General features: G+C 45.7%; 18 protein-coding genes. 9 read left to right on the forward strand and 9 right to left on the reverse strand.

What is annotated here, in order from left to right; all coding sequences use genetic code 11:
* Window positions 1–15 precede the first annotated feature (15 nt).
* Complete coding sequence (locus Nant_RS00410) at window positions 16–594, reverse strand: DUF1415 domain-containing protein (protein ID WP_054339668.1); 579 nt, start codon at window positions 592–594, stop codon at window positions 16–18.
* 99 nt (window positions 595–693) lie between these two features.
* Here Nant_RS00410 and Nant_RS00415 point away from each other — a divergent pair, with 99 nt between their 5' ends.
* The 4 genes from Nant_RS00415 to phoR all read left to right on the forward strand — a co-directional run bounded on the left by Nant_RS00415 (window position 694) and on the right by phoR (window position 4,252).
* The gene (locus Nant_RS00415) at window positions 694–1,239 is read left to right on the forward strand and encodes a chorismate--pyruvate lyase family protein (protein ID WP_054339669.1); all 546 of its coding nucleotides are present in this window, start codon (window positions 694–696) and stop codon (window positions 1,237–1,239) included.
* A 33-nt stretch (window positions 1,240–1,272) separates the two neighbouring features.
* Window positions 1,273–2,163 carry a 4-hydroxybenzoate octaprenyltransferase gene (gene ubiA / locus Nant_RS00420; protein ID WP_054339670.1) on the forward strand — a complete coding sequence of 297 codons (891 nt, stop codon included), beginning with the start codon at window positions 1,273–1,275 and terminating at the stop codon, window positions 2,161–2,163.
* A 75-nt stretch (window positions 2,164–2,238) separates the two neighbouring features.
* Window positions 2,239–2,934, forward strand: coding sequence for a phosphate regulon transcriptional regulator PhoB (gene phoB / locus Nant_RS00425; RefSeq protein ID WP_054339671.1), 696 nt, complete (start codon window positions 2,239–2,241; stop codon window positions 2,932–2,934).
* 22 nt (window positions 2,935–2,956) lie between these two features.
* Complete coding sequence (phoR, locus tag Nant_RS00430) at window positions 2,957–4,252, forward strand: phosphate regulon sensor histidine kinase PhoR (protein WP_054339672.1); 1,296 nt, start codon at window positions 2,957–2,959, stop codon at window positions 4,250–4,252.
* Here phoR and cysZ read toward each other — a convergent pair.
* A complete protein-coding gene (cysZ, locus tag Nant_RS00435; protein ID WP_054339673.1) occupies window positions 4,249–4,995 on the reverse strand; it encodes a sulfate transporter CysZ in 747 nt (248 codons plus the stop codon). The genes phoR and cysZ overlap by 4 nt on opposite strands.
* A gap of 14 nt (window positions 4,996–5,009) precedes the next feature.
* A complete protein-coding gene (locus tag Nant_RS00440; RefSeq protein WP_054339674.1) occupies window positions 5,010–5,237 on the reverse strand; it encodes a hypothetical protein in 228 nt (75 codons plus the stop codon).
* Window positions 5,238–5,379: 142 nt separating this feature from the next.
* Here Nant_RS00440 and Nant_RS00445 point away from each other — a divergent pair, with 142 nt between their 5' ends.
* Window positions 5,380–6,318 carry an NADP-dependent oxidoreductase gene (locus tag Nant_RS00445; protein ID WP_054339675.1) on the forward strand — a complete coding sequence of 313 codons (939 nt, stop codon included), beginning with the start codon at window positions 5,380–5,382 and terminating at the stop codon, window positions 6,316–6,318.
* Window positions 6,319–6,359: 41 nt separating this feature from the next.
* Here Nant_RS00445 and Nant_RS00450 read toward each other — a convergent pair whose 3' ends face one another.
* From Nant_RS00450 to Nant_RS00470, 5 genes are all read right to left on the reverse strand, one after another.
* On the reverse strand, window positions 6,360–7,019 hold the full coding sequence (locus tag Nant_RS00450) for a DUF8082 domain-containing protein (RefSeq protein ID WP_143773459.1): 660 nt from the start codon (window positions 7,017–7,019) through the stop codon (window positions 6,360–6,362).
* 5 nt (window positions 7,020–7,024) lie between these two features.
* A complete protein-coding gene (locus tag Nant_RS00455; RefSeq protein WP_054339677.1) occupies window positions 7,025–8,014 on the reverse strand; it encodes a GTP-binding protein in 990 nt (329 codons plus the stop codon).
* Window positions 8,015–8,190: 176 nt separating this feature from the next.
* The gene (locus tag Nant_RS00460; RefSeq protein ID WP_054339678.1) at window positions 8,191–8,619 is read right to left on the reverse strand and encodes a hypothetical protein; all 429 of its coding nucleotides are present in this window, start codon (window positions 8,617–8,619) and stop codon (window positions 8,191–8,193) included.
* Between the two features lie 22 nt (window positions 8,620–8,641).
* Window positions 8,642–8,899, reverse strand: coding sequence for a hypothetical protein (locus Nant_RS00465; RefSeq protein WP_054339679.1), 258 nt, complete (start codon window positions 8,897–8,899; stop codon window positions 8,642–8,644).
* Window positions 8,899–9,507 carry a DUF416 family protein gene (locus Nant_RS00470; RefSeq protein ID WP_054339680.1) on the reverse strand — a complete coding sequence of 203 codons (609 nt, stop codon included), beginning with the start codon at window positions 9,505–9,507 and terminating at the stop codon, window positions 8,899–8,901. The genes Nant_RS00465 and Nant_RS00470 overlap by 1 nt, the downstream gene beginning before the upstream one ends.
* 170 nt (window positions 9,508–9,677) lie before the next feature.
* Here Nant_RS00470 and Nant_RS00475 point away from each other — a divergent pair, with 170 nt between their 5' ends.
* Window positions 9,678–10,229, forward strand: coding sequence for a TRAP transporter small permease subunit (locus tag Nant_RS00475; RefSeq protein WP_054339681.1), 552 nt, complete (start codon window positions 9,678–9,680; stop codon window positions 10,227–10,229).
* Window positions 10,226–11,605, forward strand: a complete 1,380-nt coding sequence (locus Nant_RS00480; protein ID WP_054339682.1) for a TRAP transporter large permease — start codon at window positions 10,226–10,228, stop codon at window positions 11,603–11,605. Before Nant_RS00475 ends, Nant_RS00480 begins: the two co-directional genes overlap by 4 nt.
* A gap of 190 nt (window positions 11,606–11,795) precedes the next feature.
* On the opposite strand, the gene Nant_RS00485 is transcribed toward Nant_RS00480, so the two are convergent.
* A complete protein-coding gene (locus Nant_RS00485; protein ID WP_143773460.1) occupies window positions 11,796–12,875 on the reverse strand; it encodes a TRAP transporter substrate-binding protein in 1,080 nt (359 codons plus the stop codon).
* 260 nt (window positions 12,876–13,135) lie between these two features.
* On the opposite strand from Nant_RS00485, the gene hexR reads away from it, so the two are divergent.
* A complete protein-coding gene (hexR, locus tag Nant_RS00490) occupies window positions 13,136–14,026 on the forward strand; it encodes a transcriptional regulator HexR (RefSeq protein ID WP_054339683.1) in 891 nt (296 codons plus the stop codon).
* A gap of 220 nt (window positions 14,027–14,246) precedes the next feature.
* Window positions 14,247–14,453, forward strand: coding sequence for a PA3496 family putative envelope integrity protein (locus Nant_RS00495; RefSeq protein WP_054339684.1), 207 nt, complete (start codon window positions 14,247–14,249; stop codon window positions 14,451–14,453).
* Window positions 14,454–14,456: the final 3 nt, after the last annotated feature.

The raw sequence follows: 14,456 nt of genomic DNA on the forward strand, positions 1-14,456 counted from the left end.
CAATATCGCTACTCGTCAGATAAAATCAGCAAATGGCGGGAAGCGCTCAACGAGACCTTCGCGTCCTAATTCACGTAACAATTTAATATTACGTTCGGGAATCTCTTCAGGATTATCGTAATGTGTCAGAACCCGGCTCATCTGACCTTCCCGAATAATATGTACCATTGGAAAAGGTGAACGGTTGGTCCAGTGGCTAAGGTCATCTGGCTCAACACCGGCAAACAGATAGGCTGGATGAAAACTGGCCAACTGAAAAACCCCGGACAAACCGGATTTTGCTAACAGGTCTTCGAAATAAGCCAGCAGATCCAGATAATCATAAAAATCAGAGACAGCTCTTGGCATGATAACCAAGGTGGTGGCGATCTCTTTCTCCTCTTTTTCCTGAATCAGATTAAGTTCTTGCAGAAAATTACTGGCAAGCGCTTCCATGCTTTCAGCATCGGTGACGGCGTAACGAAGTGTATCATTACGCACCACGGGTGCAGCAAAAGGACACAGGTTCAGCCCAACGACAATGGTCTCGACCCACTGACGACTTAAGGCGACAATCTCTTCACAGGTGTAGTGTTGTGCAGTCTGTATTTTCATAGCGGCATCCTAATCCAAACAGCGGCACTGAGCCAGCCTGATATACTGTTTCAAGACAGATAAGAGTAGAATACCGGCAGTTTTAATAAGGAATTTACCGTGCCTATCCCCTCTGCACTCACAGCCCTGAATTTTGATGTCCGCTGGATCAGCTTAAGACGCGTCACTCGTCTTCATGCTCCCCAGTGCTGGCAACGCTGGTTAACTGACCGCGCCTCGTTGACTCAACATCTGATCAGAGCCAGCGAAGGTGATTTTAAGGTTGAAGTAGTGAGTCAGGGCTGGGGCCGTCCTACACGGTCGGAAGCCCTTGCTCTGGGCATCCCGATGCGTCAGTTAGCGCTAATCCGTGAAGTCCGGTTAATCGGTAACCAGCAGGTATGGGTCTACGCACGCTCGATCATTCCGGCTTCAACCATCACGGGACAAGAGCGCCAGCTCCATCATGTGGGCAACCGCTCTTTGGGTACGATTCTCTTTAGTGATCCCACCATGCATCGCGGCCCTTTGCAGATCAGCCGGCTGAAGCTATCTAATCAACAAGCAGTATGGGCGCGTCGTTCAAAATTTTTCTTATCAGGAAAGCCTTTACTGGTCTGTGAAGTTTTTCTCCCCGCGCTGCAACAGGTACACTACAAACCTTAATTCTCTTAATTTATCTAGCCGACCCTAATACTCATGTCAGACATCATCTCCAAACCTGCATTATCCCTGCGTGAACGTGTTGCGATCTATATTGATCTGACGCGTTTTAACCGACCGGTCGGCAGTTATTTATTACTCTGGCCAACTCTGTGGGCACTGTGGATTGCAGCGCAAGGTATACCTGATCTAAAAATATTAGCTATTTTTATCATCGGTGTTTTTCTAACCCGATCCGCAGGATGCGTTATTAACGATTTTGCTGACCGGAAAATCGATGCCCACGTCAAACGGACTTCACAACGCCCTTTAGTCACGGGGCGAATCAGCAGCAAAGAAGCACTGACATTATTCGCGGTATTGATGTTGCTCGCTTTCGGTTTGGTGTTACTGACTAACAAGATGACGATTATGATGTCATTTGGCGGGCTGTTTCTGGCGTCCCTCTACCCTTTTATGAAACGCTACACGCATCTACCCCAAATAGTATTGGGAGCCGCTTTCGGCTGGGCCATTCCTATGGCGTTTACGGCCATCAATGAATCAATTCCCGCGATTGCCTGGCTGATCTATATTGCTAAAATACTCTGGACAGTCGCGTATGACACTATGTATGCCATGGTTGACCGTGATGATGACCTTAAAATTGGCGTCAAATCGACAGCCATTTTGTTCGGTGATCTGGATAAAATAATTATTGGTATTTTACAATTATTGACACTCGCTATATTGCTTATAGTCGGCATACAATTAGACTTTTCCAGTGTCTATTATGCGGGTGTATTAATCGCCGCTGCGTTATTCTGCTACCAACAAATCCTGATCCGTAAACGTGAACGCGACCCATGCTTCACGGCGTTTCTGAACAATCACTATGCCGGATTGTCTGTTTTTATAGGCATTTTCGTGCACTACTTAGCACTTTAAGCTCACTTGTAACATTGCTGTCATAATAAAGCAGTGTAATACTCCCGACATAATTTATGCGTAGGGACGGTTAACATGTCTACCAGTAAACAAGTGCTAATTGTTGATGATGAAGCGCCGATTCGGGAAATGATTGCAGTAGCCCTTGAAATGGCCGGCTATGAATGCTCCGAAGCGGACAACGCACAAACAGCACACGCCATGATAGTTGATCAGAAACCCGATATGATTCTGCTAGATTGGATGATGCCGAATATGAGCGGTATCGAATTAGCGCGGCGTCTGCGTAAAGACGAGATGACAGCGGATATCCCGATAATTATGCTGACCGCCAAAGGCGAAGAAGAGAACAAAGTCAAAGGCCTGGAAGCGGGTGTCGATGACTATATCACTAAGCCATTTTCCCCCCGCGAACTGGTAGCCCGCCTCAAAGCGGTGCTACGTCGCGCAACACCGAAAGGTATTGAAGATCCGGTATCCGTTGATGGTTTAACGCTGGACCCTGTCTCCCACCGGGCCACCGCTAATGATAGACCGATTGACCTTGGCCCAACCGAATTCCGCCTGTTGCAGTTCTTTATGACTCATCAGGATCGCGCCTATACGCGCGGTCAACTACTCGATATGGTCTGGGGTGGTAATGTCTATGTGGAAGAGCGTACCGTGGATGTCCATATCCGCCGTTTACGCAAAGCACTAGGCAGCCAACATGATTATCTGGTACAAACTGTACGTGGAACCGGATACCGTTTTTCAACACAAGTAGCTTAATACGCCAGAGCGCATCTGATTTATGCAAAAATCGTCGCACGCCGCTTTTGGAGACCTGCTTATCGTTGCCTTAGTCTCCGCAACGATAGGACTGGCTTTTGGGTCTCTAAGCTGGGGACTCGTCATCGGATTATCCATCTGGTGTGCTCTGCAAATACGCCAAATAGAAAAATTGAGAAATTGGCTGCATCAATCAGACACAACGCCTCCTGAATCCCAAGGCCACTGGGGTGAAATTTTTGATGATCTGGCGCGCCTGCAAAAACGTCATAAGACTAAAACCAAACAGCTGAAAGAGATTATCGTGCGTTTTCAACAGTCATCATCAGCGCTGTCTGATGCCTTCGTGATTATTGACAACCATAACAACCTTGAATGGTGGAACCTCTCTGCTGACCGTTTACTGGGCTTGAAAGCATCAGCAGATCGCGGTAAACCGGTTATGAATTTACTGCGTGATCCGCGCTTTGTTCGCTATTACCGCAAAGGTAACTACGAAGATCCATTGCAACTGCCCAGCCCTGTCCTGAATGAGACAATATTACAATATCAGATAACCGAGTTCGGTTTTGGTGACCGCCTGTTAGTTGCCCGCGATATCACTCAACTGGTACGCCTTGAGCAAACGCGACAGGATTTTGTCGCCAACGCGTCTCACGAATTACGCACACCGCTTACCGTTATCAGTGGCTATCTTGAAACATTTCTTGACCAGGAGCTTTCGAAGCCTATTGCCCGTGCCATGACGCAAATGCAGATTCAGGCTCATCGAATGGAAAATCTGGTCTCAGACTTGCTTCTGCTCTCAAGACTGGAAGCCAGCCAACATATTGCCGACGAAAACCCTATTAATATTCATAGAATGCTACGCACCATTGTGCACGATGCAGAGATACTTGCGGCGGATAAAGGCCATACCATCACATGGGAGGCCGATGAAGAGTACGACCTACTGGGACAACCTCAGGAACTCCATAGCGCCTTTTCCAATCTGGTGTTTAATGCGGTTCGCTACTCGCCTGAAAGAGGACAGATTGATATCAGGTGGTGGATGGATCAGCAAGGCGGCCATTTTTCCGTGAAGGATAATGGCCTGGGGATTGAATCGATCCATCTGTCACGCCTGACAGAGCGGTTTTATCGGGTTGATGAGGGCCGATCCTCTTCAACAGGTGGTACCGGCTTAGGGCTGGCCATTGTTAAGCATGCCTTATATCGGCACGGCGCACGGCTGACCATTGAAAGTCAGCCGGGTAAAGGCAGTCTGTTTAGTTGTCACTTTCCTGTGGAGATGCTGACCAAGATTGCAAAGAGTTAACGAATTATCAGACTACTTTGCGTATGCTCATCCGTCCAATACAAGGTTGCCCCAATTACAGCCGCAGGCATCATAATCAGATTGATGACCGGTATCATCATTCCCACTTGAACCAACGCGCCAAAACCCAGTGACGTTAAGCGGCTTTCAGCCAACAGCAGCTTCATCTGTTTGAAACTGACGTTGTTATTATCCATCGGATAATCACAGTATTGAATAGCCATCATCCAGGCACCAAACAAAAACCATAGAAATGGCGCAACAACATTCACCACCGGAATAAAACTAAAAATAAGCAATAAAAACAATCGCGGTAAGTAGTAGGCCATTTTTGCCAGCTCGCGTTGCAGTGACCGCGGAATCATTGCCAGCAACCCCTTCCAGCCTTCATCCGCCATCACTGCACCGGTGCGCATTTTCTCTACTTTTTCAGAGAGAAAACCATTAAAAGGCGCCGCAATCAGGTTAGCCACCATAGAAAAACCATAGTAAACCGAAATCAATACCAGCGCGGCAAACAGCGGCCACAGCAACCAATCAAGAAACGACAGCCATTGCGGTAGTTTACTCAACCAGTAATTTACCCAGCCGTCAAATTCGTTGATCAATAACCAAATAGCGCCCGAAAACAGCACTATATTAATTAGCAGCGGGATCAAGACAAAGCGCCGAATACCAGGCTCTGGCATCATACTGAAACCGCGAAGCAAATACCCTGCGCCTTTAACCGGATTTCCTTTCATTATTCCTCCTGACGTTAGCCTAGAAAATTAACAGCGACACGTAATACCAGACCCACGATCATCATCGTCATTCCGGTACGATTAATGTTAAATTCTTTAGGGCTGAATTCAATCGTAGGCTGCCAGAACATCAGCAGAGATTTAAAATCTTTCGTCCTGCCTGCGTACATCGCCAATGACACCAGAAAAACAGTAAGACCACCCCAAAACAGTATTTGTTCAAGTATTATCAGAAAGTACATGGATTGCTCACCTATTCTTATTGGGTCTGATTTTTTAAGCAGACAAGACTAACAGAATTGCTTTGCACAGGCTGCAAAGATAACCTCTTAATATATATCCCTTTGGTCGCAAACCATCCGATCCTCACTCAGGAGATTTCCAATGAAAGCAATCCGAATTCATACCTTTGGTGGCCCCGAAGCTATCGTCTATGAAAATGTCGCAGAACCGCAGCTAAAAGCCGGCGAAGTGTTAGTCAAAACCGCTGCTGCCGGTGTTAATCCGATTGATTGGAAAACCTGCAGTGGCGGTGGCGCAGCCGCGTTTATTGGTGATCTGCCATTTACCCCTGGTTGGGAATTTTCCGGTCAGGTTATTGCTTGCGGCGCGGATGTCAGTGGTTTCGAATCGGGTGATCGAGTCTTTGGGTTTGTTCGATTTCCAGAAGCTGCCGGGTGTTATGCAGAAGAGATTGCCGTTCCGGCCGAGCAGATTTGCTTATTACCTCCGTCATGTGATGCTATCGAGGCAGCAGGGCTAGCGCTGGCCGGATTAACTGCATGGCAGGCTTTGTTTGATAAAGGAGGCCTTCACGCTAAACAACGAGTGCTCATCCTGGCCGCCGCCGGGGGCGTTGGTCATCTGGCCGTTCAACTGGCCAAATGGAAAGGTGCGACGGTAATCGGTACCGCTTCAGCCGCAAACCATGACTTTATTAAGGACCTGGGGTGTGATCAGGTTATTGATTATACAAGCCAGCACGTTGCTGAAATGGTGAGTGATGTTGATGTGGTTATTGATGGTGTGGGCGGGAAAACGGGGATTGATGCACTCGCTTGCCTGAAAGCAACGGGGACGTTCGTAACACTTCCCTCTAACACTAAAGATGAAATAATAGCGGCTGGAGAGGTCCTGGGGCTAAAAGTATTACCACTACGCGTCGAGCCTAATGCTGCTCAGCTACGATTACTGGCGGAACTCAATGCACAGCAACGGGTGCGTTTAAATATTGCTGCTACCTACCCCCTCGAACAGGCTGCCGATGCTTTTAGAGATATTGCATCAGGACATACTCAGGGGAAAGTTATTCTTACCGTATAATAATATTAGATGCGGGGGTTCTCAGATGACGATTTGAGAGCCTATGATTTTGACAATTTAGCGCTGAAAGCCCGTACTCTATTTACCGCCACCTGCAAGTAATTAGTACGATCAGCTTTATCCTCAATTTCCGAAGCCAGCGCCTTAATCAACTCGGCAATCTTACTTTTATGGACACCGTGTTTATGTTTCCAGTGATCATAAGCATCATCAAATACGATTTCAGCAGCAGGTCCTATATACTCAGCTAAGCCTTCCTGCAACTCCCCCATTAAGACCATCAACTCAGCTTCAGCCAATGCTTGATTAACCCCTCCTGACGCTGTTTTTTGCGTTGCTGCTGGCTGAAGTACCGGAATATCGGCATGAATCAGTTGTCTTTTAATCCGCGGTAAAGCAGAACGCACACTGGTATTGATAAGCGCCAGATTCACATCTTTATCGGTAAGTAACGCCAATACAGTTTCATCAGCTATGAAGTAGCCAACCAGAAGATTTTCTTCAAGTTCGATAAAAATTTCCCGATGGCTGCATCCCATTCCCTCAACTGCCATAAAAATCTGATGTGCTACACGGCAAGCACCCAGCAGATTATTTTCAAGTAAATCAGGAAACGTTGAGGCAACCATGAGATCACCTTTTAGCAAACAGCTATGATGAATGCCACCCAGTTGTTCTAGCTCTTTAAGTATCTTTTGCATCACTATTAGCTCCACTGCAACAGATCATCAACTTGCTGCTTTAGCGTTCTGACAGACACTCTGTTCGAGGACTGCACCCCCAATGCCTGATCCCCCCCTATAAAAACGGACAGATTATCTTCTTTACTGCTTTTAATAATGACGTTCTGAACAGAACCAAGGCCAGATACTTCCTCAAAAACCTTAACAACACCCGCGACAAAACCGACAAAATCATTCACTTCACTGGATTCAATAGAGGATGTAATAATTTCACCCATATCATCGGTAAGCACAGCGCCGCGAACACCCTTCAAATTCATCACATCATCAATGATCGAATCTTTCATAACGACCTCCTCTCCCTGATAATCCTGAACAGCAAAGTGGGCATCTGCCTGTTTTTCCGGCACTTCTTCGAATAATAATTCATCTTCATTCGCCACTGCATTCTGAATTAGCCCTGCCCAGCCATCAAAAACAACTTTCTCTGCGAGTAACTCCTCAACTAAAGGCAGCATACTGCTTGCTTTACGCGCATCAACAAAACGAACCGACGCATCAATACCCATTTCTTGCAGCGTTTGCTCATATTCGAGTAATGTAGGATCTGAACGTAAATCGGAACGCGTCACACCCAAGATTACTTTTTTACGCGCAATCAGCTCTGCGAATTCCTGAGAATAATATTTAAGATCACGCATAGGGTAATTGCGAGTGTTATCGACCAGAAAAATAATACCGGCACAATCAGCCGCTAAATTATTCGCCAGTAAATCCCACATAAACTTGAAGCGCGCTTGTCCTGGTGTGCCGTAAAGCTGTACAACCTCATTATTACTGAAAGTCATGCAGCCATAATCCATCGCTACCGTGGTCGTTGCTTTACGCAACACCGTTGCGTCAGATGCTTTAGCTTCTGTTTCAAGATTATGATGGTCGTCACAAAGAGCACGTATAGCCGACGTTTTGCCTGCCCCTACCGGGCCAATAAAGAGTAATTTGTGATAATCCATATGACCCTAAAATTATTATTGTTATTAGGCGCTTATAGGATGAAATGAAACGACCCCATTCAGCTTCCACTTAATAGAGAATAATAAGTAGAACTTAAAAATAGCTGATATCAAGAGAAAATTGAAGCACTCTAAGGTCGTTCGTCTAAAGAAGGCAGGATAAAATAAAAAATCGTCTATTTTTGGCTACAAAAATATTGCTGTTGTTTCATTAATAAGCGGCACCCTTCTCCTCTTATATCGTGATCCCAACAATAATATTTAACCCAGGACTTGTCATCCTCCGTTGCCTTTTCATGATACTCAGGTACCCCTTTACAGAAATCAGGAGTTTCTGCCGCCTCGCTCAAACAGGCTTTCAAAAAGAGCCCGTGATTAACTGTACAACTAAATCCCAGACAGCCATCAAATTGACTCAGTGACCGATCAAGACAGTCCTGCTGGCTGTTATCCCGCCCAAAAGCCGCGCCGTTTTGTTTGAACTGAAGGGCCTTAGCCGTACGCTCCTGATTAAAGCCGACTAACCAGCTCTCTCTGTTTATCCATCCATAGATAGCAGCGATAATCAGCAGTAACAGGGCAATTAGTAATGACTTCTTAAACATGATCAATCTTCTATAGTGGCAATTAACGGCGTTTATACAGGCCAATAATACAGAGAAATAACCCGGCAACAGAAGCCATCATGCCACCATTAACCAACAAGGGATGTCTCACGGTGTAAGGCATAAATGGGTGATCATTACTTTGGTCACACGCGAGCAACTCATAATTAAATGAACCACCCAAACCAAGACAATCATTAACGCCAGACAACTCGTACATATAGCCTGCCATCAACAACAGGCATGGCAGTACCAACAGGGCTAATCCAACTTTAAGCATCAGGCATCTTCATCATTTATCCCGATATTACTCACACCTTCATTGCGTGCCAACGTACGCAGCTCGTGAATAAACGCTTTATCCAGCTGCTTAACATTGATCAGACGCTCAACCACTTCTTCCTGAAATTCCTCTTCCTGAAGCATCAGGTCATGATTACTAATCAGACGAATAATTTCTTCATCTGACATTTGATCATCACCTTCCGATATCTCAATAAACATCGCCACGCATTCGCGGGATACATTACCCACGGCAATGGCTTCGTCGACATCGGCTTCAAGAATACAGGTTAAGGTGGAATAGAGAGACACTACCGCATCTAACGCTGGTGTCGCGCCATACATTTCATAATTATCAAGATCAGGCATGTTGGCTTCAACTTTATCCAACTGCACCTCAAAATTCATTTTAGCACCGCCTGGCACCAAAGACTGCCATATACCATCCAGCACTGTTTCCAGCTGCTTCAGATCACCAAACTCAACGAGTTTGCTAAAAAGCACGAAATTCGGAAATTGTCGCTCAGTAAGAGCAACACAGTAAGCTGCTAATTTTTTATGGTCCAGTGAGCGCAATTGTGCCTCTACGGGCAGTCTATCAGTCATATACAGATCTCTGCTTAGGTGAGTTACCTGCCTATTGTAAGGGATTTAAACGATTTTGTAGCCTTTGTATCCCTAAACAGGTGGAAATACGGATAAATATCGTGGTTTTTTATTGTTATACTTTTAATAAGATCCAACTTCGAACCTATCTTGCTAATATGAGAAGAATAATGAATAGCAATTTTCTTAGTCAGCTAGTCCGGCTACTCGATAGCTTCAGCGAATGGACAGGACGTACGATCTCCTGGCTAACTCTGTTGATGGTTATTGTCACCTTCGTCATCGTGGTTATGCGCTACATGTTCAATATGGGCAATATCGCCATCCAGGAATCAATCGTGTATATGCACAGTTTTGTTTTCCTTCTGGGTGCGGCCTATACCCTCAAACATGATGGACATGTCCGCGTTGATATTTTCTATCGCCCCTTAGGCGAACGGGGTAAAGCCTGGGTTAATATTGCCGGCATCTTACTATTACTATTCCCTGTAGCGGGCTTTATAGGCTATATCTCATGGGAGTATGTAGCGACGTCATGGGAACTAAGAGAAGGCTCTCAGGAGTCTGGCGGATTGGATATTCGCTACATTCTTAAATCTGCACTGATTGCCATGCCAGTTTTAATTTGTCTCCAGGGCATATCAGAACTTTGCCGTTGTATTCTGGTGCTATCCGGCCAGGGACACCTCCTTGAAGAAGATGTTACGGAGCACACCGTATGACCGAATACCTTTCTCTCTTTCTCTTTTTAGGTGCCGTTATTGTTTTGTTAATGGGCTACTCGGTGGCGTTTTCGCTGGCGGGTACGGGGCTTCTGTTTGCCGGCATAGGAACATTAACCGGAGACTTTGACTCCGTATTCCTTGAAGCAATACCGAATCGTTTATTCGGTATTATGAATAATGAAGTACTGATTGCCGTCCCGCTATTTGTTTTTATGGGCGTCATGCTGGAAAAATCAAAAATTGCTGAAGGGCTACTCGATACGATGTCGATCCTCTTCGGTTCCCTCAATGGTGGACTGGGTATTTCTGTCACCATAGTAGGTATGTTGCTGGCAGCCAGTACTGGCATTGTGGGTGCAACCGTTGTAACCATGGGGCTCTTATCCCTTCCTACCATGTTACGCCGTGGCTACGACCCGCAAGTCGCCTGTGGCGTCATCTGTGCATCAGGAACACTAGGACAAATTATCCCGCCCTCTATTGTGCTGGTACTGCTGGGCGATGTGATCAGTTCAGCGTATCAACAGTCACAAATCGATCTGGGCATGTTCTCCCCGGAAACGGTGACTGTCGGTGATCTTTTTCTGGGTGCGTTGATCCCTGGGTTACTACTGGTGGTAGCCTATTCGCTGTACATCGTGGGCAAAGCGATTGTGTCACCCTCTTCTGTTCCCGCGATTCCTAAGGAAGAACGCGACGCAGTAGACAATCTATGGCTTAAAGTACTCAGTGCTTTAGTCCCACCATTAATGCTTATCGGCCTGGTACTGGGTTCCATCCTGGGTGGTTTTGCAACACCAACAGAAGCAGCAGCAGTCGGCGCGATCGGCGCTGTGATACTTGCCCTCTTTAAGCGTAACTTCAATATGAAGACACTTACTGCAGTGATGCGTTCAACCACTCAGGTGAGCTCCATGGTGTTCATCATCTTAGTCGGTGCGTCCATCTTCTCACTGGTATTCCGTGGTTTCGGTGGCGATGATATGGTACGCGACTTTCTGACCGACCTTCCTGGTGGTGTGTGGGGAGCGTTGGCAGTAGTCATGTTGGTAATGTTCTTTCTGGGATTCTTCCTTGATTTTATCGAGATAACATTCGTTGTTGTCCCTATCGTAGCGCCTATCCTGTTAACCATGGGACTGGATCCTATCTGGTTAGGAATAATGATTGCCTTAAATCTGCAAACCTCGTTCCTTACTCCTCCCTTTGGTTTCGCGCTGTTCTACTTGCGTGGTGTGGCCCCGGAATCGATCTCCACTGGGCAGATATATCGTGGGGTTATTCCGTTTATCTGTATCCAACTTTGCATGCTGGGTTTATTAGCCGCCTGGCCGGCACTCGCCACATGGTTACCCCACTTTGTGTACGGATAAAGACGAAAGCTAAGATTACCAAGCCACCTAACCGGGTGGCTTTTTTATGCGTGTAGGTTCACGTGGTTGATGAAATAAATGCAATAACACTAATAGAAATCATCAATATACTGTCTGGAAGTAGATAAAACCTGAATAGCTAGCATAAAAAAGCCGGCAAATGCCGGCTTTAGTGTTAACTAATTTATAATTACACGGGGTTACGCGCGTTCAAGTAAGCCTGCTCTGAGACCTGATGCCACTTCGTAGCCTGATCACGGAACTTAACGAATGAGTCGAACACTTTCTTCGTCATCTCATCGTTGGCGGCTTCTTCTGCTATAACTTCATCAGATAATTTTTTCAATGTAGCCAGCACATCATCCGGGAACTTACGCAACTGCACGTTATGCTCGTTAACTAACTGCTCTAATGAACGGTTGTTCTTCGCTGTAAAGTCAGCCAGCATATCCTGGTTGGCAACACGAATAGCATTACGCACAATGACCTGAAGATCAGCAGGTAGTTCCTCAAACGCTTCTTTGTTCATGAAGCACTCAAGTGTCGTACCTGGCTCGTGCCAACCCGGGTAGTAGTAGAATTTAGCCGCTTTATGCAGACCAAATGCAGCATCGTTGTATGGGCCAACCCATTCGGTTGCATCAATTGCACCCGATTGTAACGCAGGGAAAATTTCGCCGCCCGGTAACAATACAGGTGTACCACCCGCACGCTTTAATACTTCGCCACCCAAACCAGGCATACGCATTTTCAGGCCTTGAAGATCTGCTACTGAGTTGATCTCTTTATTGAACCAGCCACCCATCTGTACGCCAGTATTACCTGCCGCGCCAGGAATCAGGCCAAATGGCGCATAGGTCTCTTCCCATAACTCCATACCGCCGCCATGGTACAGCCAGCTGTTCATTTCCTGAGCAGTCAAACCAAAAGGCACCGCCGCAAAAAACTGTGCCGCGCGGCTTTTACCTTTCCAGTAATAAGAAGCACCGTGACCCATTTCAGCCGTACCACGAGAAACCGCATCAAATATCTCGAGCGCACCCACTAACTCTTTTGCGCCATAAACTTTAACCTGAACCCGACCACCGGTCATGCTACCAATCAGTTCAGCTAGATTATTGGCACCAACACCTAAACCTGGAAAATTCTTCGGCCAGGTCGTTACCATTTTCCACTTAAATTCTGGTGCAGCCTGAGCTGCTGTAGACATCATGGCACCTGTTGCTACTGTTGCAGCTCCGGCACCTTTAAGAAATTGACGACGCTTCAAAGGACTACTCCTAATTTTATTTTTTTAATTTTAAGTAACATAGCATGCACTATAAGCGCCTGCAATAAACCAGAACAGCTCTTTTATTACGTACGTGATTTTACCGATACAGTCATAAAAACGCTCATATCTCATTAATTTACAATAATTTATAATAAATTGGTTTTTAATTATTATCAGAAACTAAGCTAAGTTATGCGGTTTCACGTTTCATTGATATACTGCTCCCTTATAGTCACAGCGCTTAATGAGACCCTCTTTTGAACGCAGCTAACTTACTCAAATCAATCTCTGATGCTCATCCAAAGCTACGCAAATCTGAACAAAAAGTTGCAGATTTCGTGTTGGGAAATCCTCAGGAAGTTATCCATATGCGTATTGTTGATTTGGCTTCTCAAGCCAATGTCAGCGAGCCAACAGTGGTTCGATTTTGTCGTGCGTTGCATTATGACGGCTTTCAGGACTTCAAGTTAACGCTGGCGCAAGGCTTAGCCAGTAATACACATTTTGAACAATTTTCACTGGATTCAAAAGATACTGTCTCAGAGTTTAAGCAAAAAATATTTGATTCTATGATCGGTAATCTGATCAACATTCGTGATCACCTGGATGCAGAAACGCTGGAAAATGCTATCGATGCACTCGTGAAAGCGAAGCGGATAGAATTTTATGGATTTGGTGCCTCAGCCGCCGTCTGTAGTGACGCGCAGCATAAATTCTACCGCTTACAGATATCTGCCGCCGCCTATTCTGATCCACATATGCAAACCATCTCCGCCGTATCAATGTCGGCAGGTGATGTCGTTGTCGCAATTTCGCAGACAGGACGAACAAAAGATTTGCTACATACTGTAAAACTCGTAAAGGAGACTGGCGCGACAGTTATCTCTTTATGCCCCGGTAATACACCCTTATCTGATCTGGCGACCATCGCTATACATATTGATGTCGAAGAAGATAAAGACCTTAGCACGCTCATGTCCTCACGAGTGCTTCATCTGGTCGTTATTGATGTATTAGCCGTGGGTGTTGCTATACGCTTAGGTCCTGCTTTGCTAGATCATCTGAAAACAATTAAACGCAGTTTACGTAGCTTAAGACAAAATGATAAACGTCTACTGACTCGGTCCGACTCTGATACAGACGCTTAACCTTCTTTCCCCCGGCAATCCCCTCAAGCCTTAATATTTCTGAAACCTTAATAAATTACTCTTATATCTTAAGAACAGAGGATTAACTATCTATCAGTTCTGCGATGGAATTTATTTTATGTCTCTAAATAGGTTCTGCTGAAAACCGATGCTCTCAGCAGAATACTCAGAATCCAGCGCTTAGAAAGCAACTCTTAGAAAGAAGCAGAGGGTTAATGCCATGATGAAACAGAAAATCAGCCATCTTAGCGAAGTACAGATTGAAATAATCAATACGTTTATGGGGTACGAGGACGTCAAAAATCTTGATAATAAAAAACAAGCGGTTAAGCGCTTATTTAGAGCAAGACGCGCCATTGAAGAACACCGCGAAAGGCGCAACCTTACAAAAGTAATAGACAGAGAAGTCTGGTTCGATGAACTCTAGGCT

Source organism: Neptunomonas antarctica, from assembly GCF_001305295.1.
Lineage (GTDB): Bacteria > Pseudomonadota > Gammaproteobacteria > Pseudomonadales > Balneatricaceae > Neptunomonas > Neptunomonas antarctica.

Coding starts and splice junctions, on each gene's coding strand:
- ubiA (WP_054339670.1), top strand. CDS start 1,273: ATGTCAGACATCATCTCCAAACCTGCATTATCCCTGCGTGAACGTGTT.
- Nant_RS00410 (WP_054339668.1), bottom strand. CDS start 594: ATGAAAATACAGACTGCACAACACTACACCTGTGAAGAGATTGTCGCC.
- Nant_RS00465 (WP_054339679.1), bottom strand. CDS start 8,899: ATGCTTAAAGTTGGATTAGCCCTGTTGGTACTGCCATGCCTGTTGTTG.
- Nant_RS00460 (WP_054339678.1), bottom strand. CDS start 8,619: ATGTTTAAGAAGTCATTACTAATTGCCCTGTTACTGCTGATTATCGCT.
- Nant_RS00445 (WP_054339675.1), top strand. CDS start 5,380: ATGAAAGCAATCCGAATTCATACCTTTGGTGGCCCCGAAGCTATCGTC.
- Nant_RS00470 (WP_054339680.1), bottom strand. CDS start 9,507: ATGACTGATAGACTGCCCGTAGAGGCACAATTGCGCTCACTGGACCAT.
- Nant_RS00450 (WP_143773459.1), bottom strand. CDS start 7,019: ATGCAAAAGATACTTAAAGAGCTAGAACAACTGGGTGGCATTCATCAT.
- phoR (WP_054339672.1), top strand. CDS start 2,957: ATGCAAAAATCGTCGCACGCCGCTTTTGGAGACCTGCTTATCGTTGCC.
- Nant_RS00440 (WP_054339674.1), bottom strand. CDS start 5,237: ATGTACTTTCTGATAATACTTGAACAAATACTGTTTTGGGGTGGTCTT.
- Nant_RS00455 (WP_054339677.1), bottom strand. CDS start 8,014: ATGGATTATCACAAATTACTCTTTATTGGCCCGGTAGGGGCAGGCAAA.
- phoB (WP_054339671.1), top strand. CDS start 2,239: ATGTCTACCAGTAAACAAGTGCTAATTGTTGATGATGAAGCGCCGATT.
- Nant_RS00475 (WP_054339681.1), top strand. CDS start 9,678: ATGAATAGCAATTTTCTTAGTCAGCTAGTCCGGCTACTCGATAGCTTC.
- Nant_RS00495 (WP_054339684.1), top strand. CDS start 14,247: ATGATGAAACAGAAAATCAGCCATCTTAGCGAAGTACAGATTGAAATA.
- cysZ (WP_054339673.1), bottom strand. CDS start 4,995: ATGAAAGGAAATCCGGTTAAAGGCGCAGGGTATTTGCTTCGCGGTTTC.
- Nant_RS00480 (WP_054339682.1), top strand. CDS start 10,226: ATGACCGAATACCTTTCTCTCTTTCTCTTTTTAGGTGCCGTTATTGTT.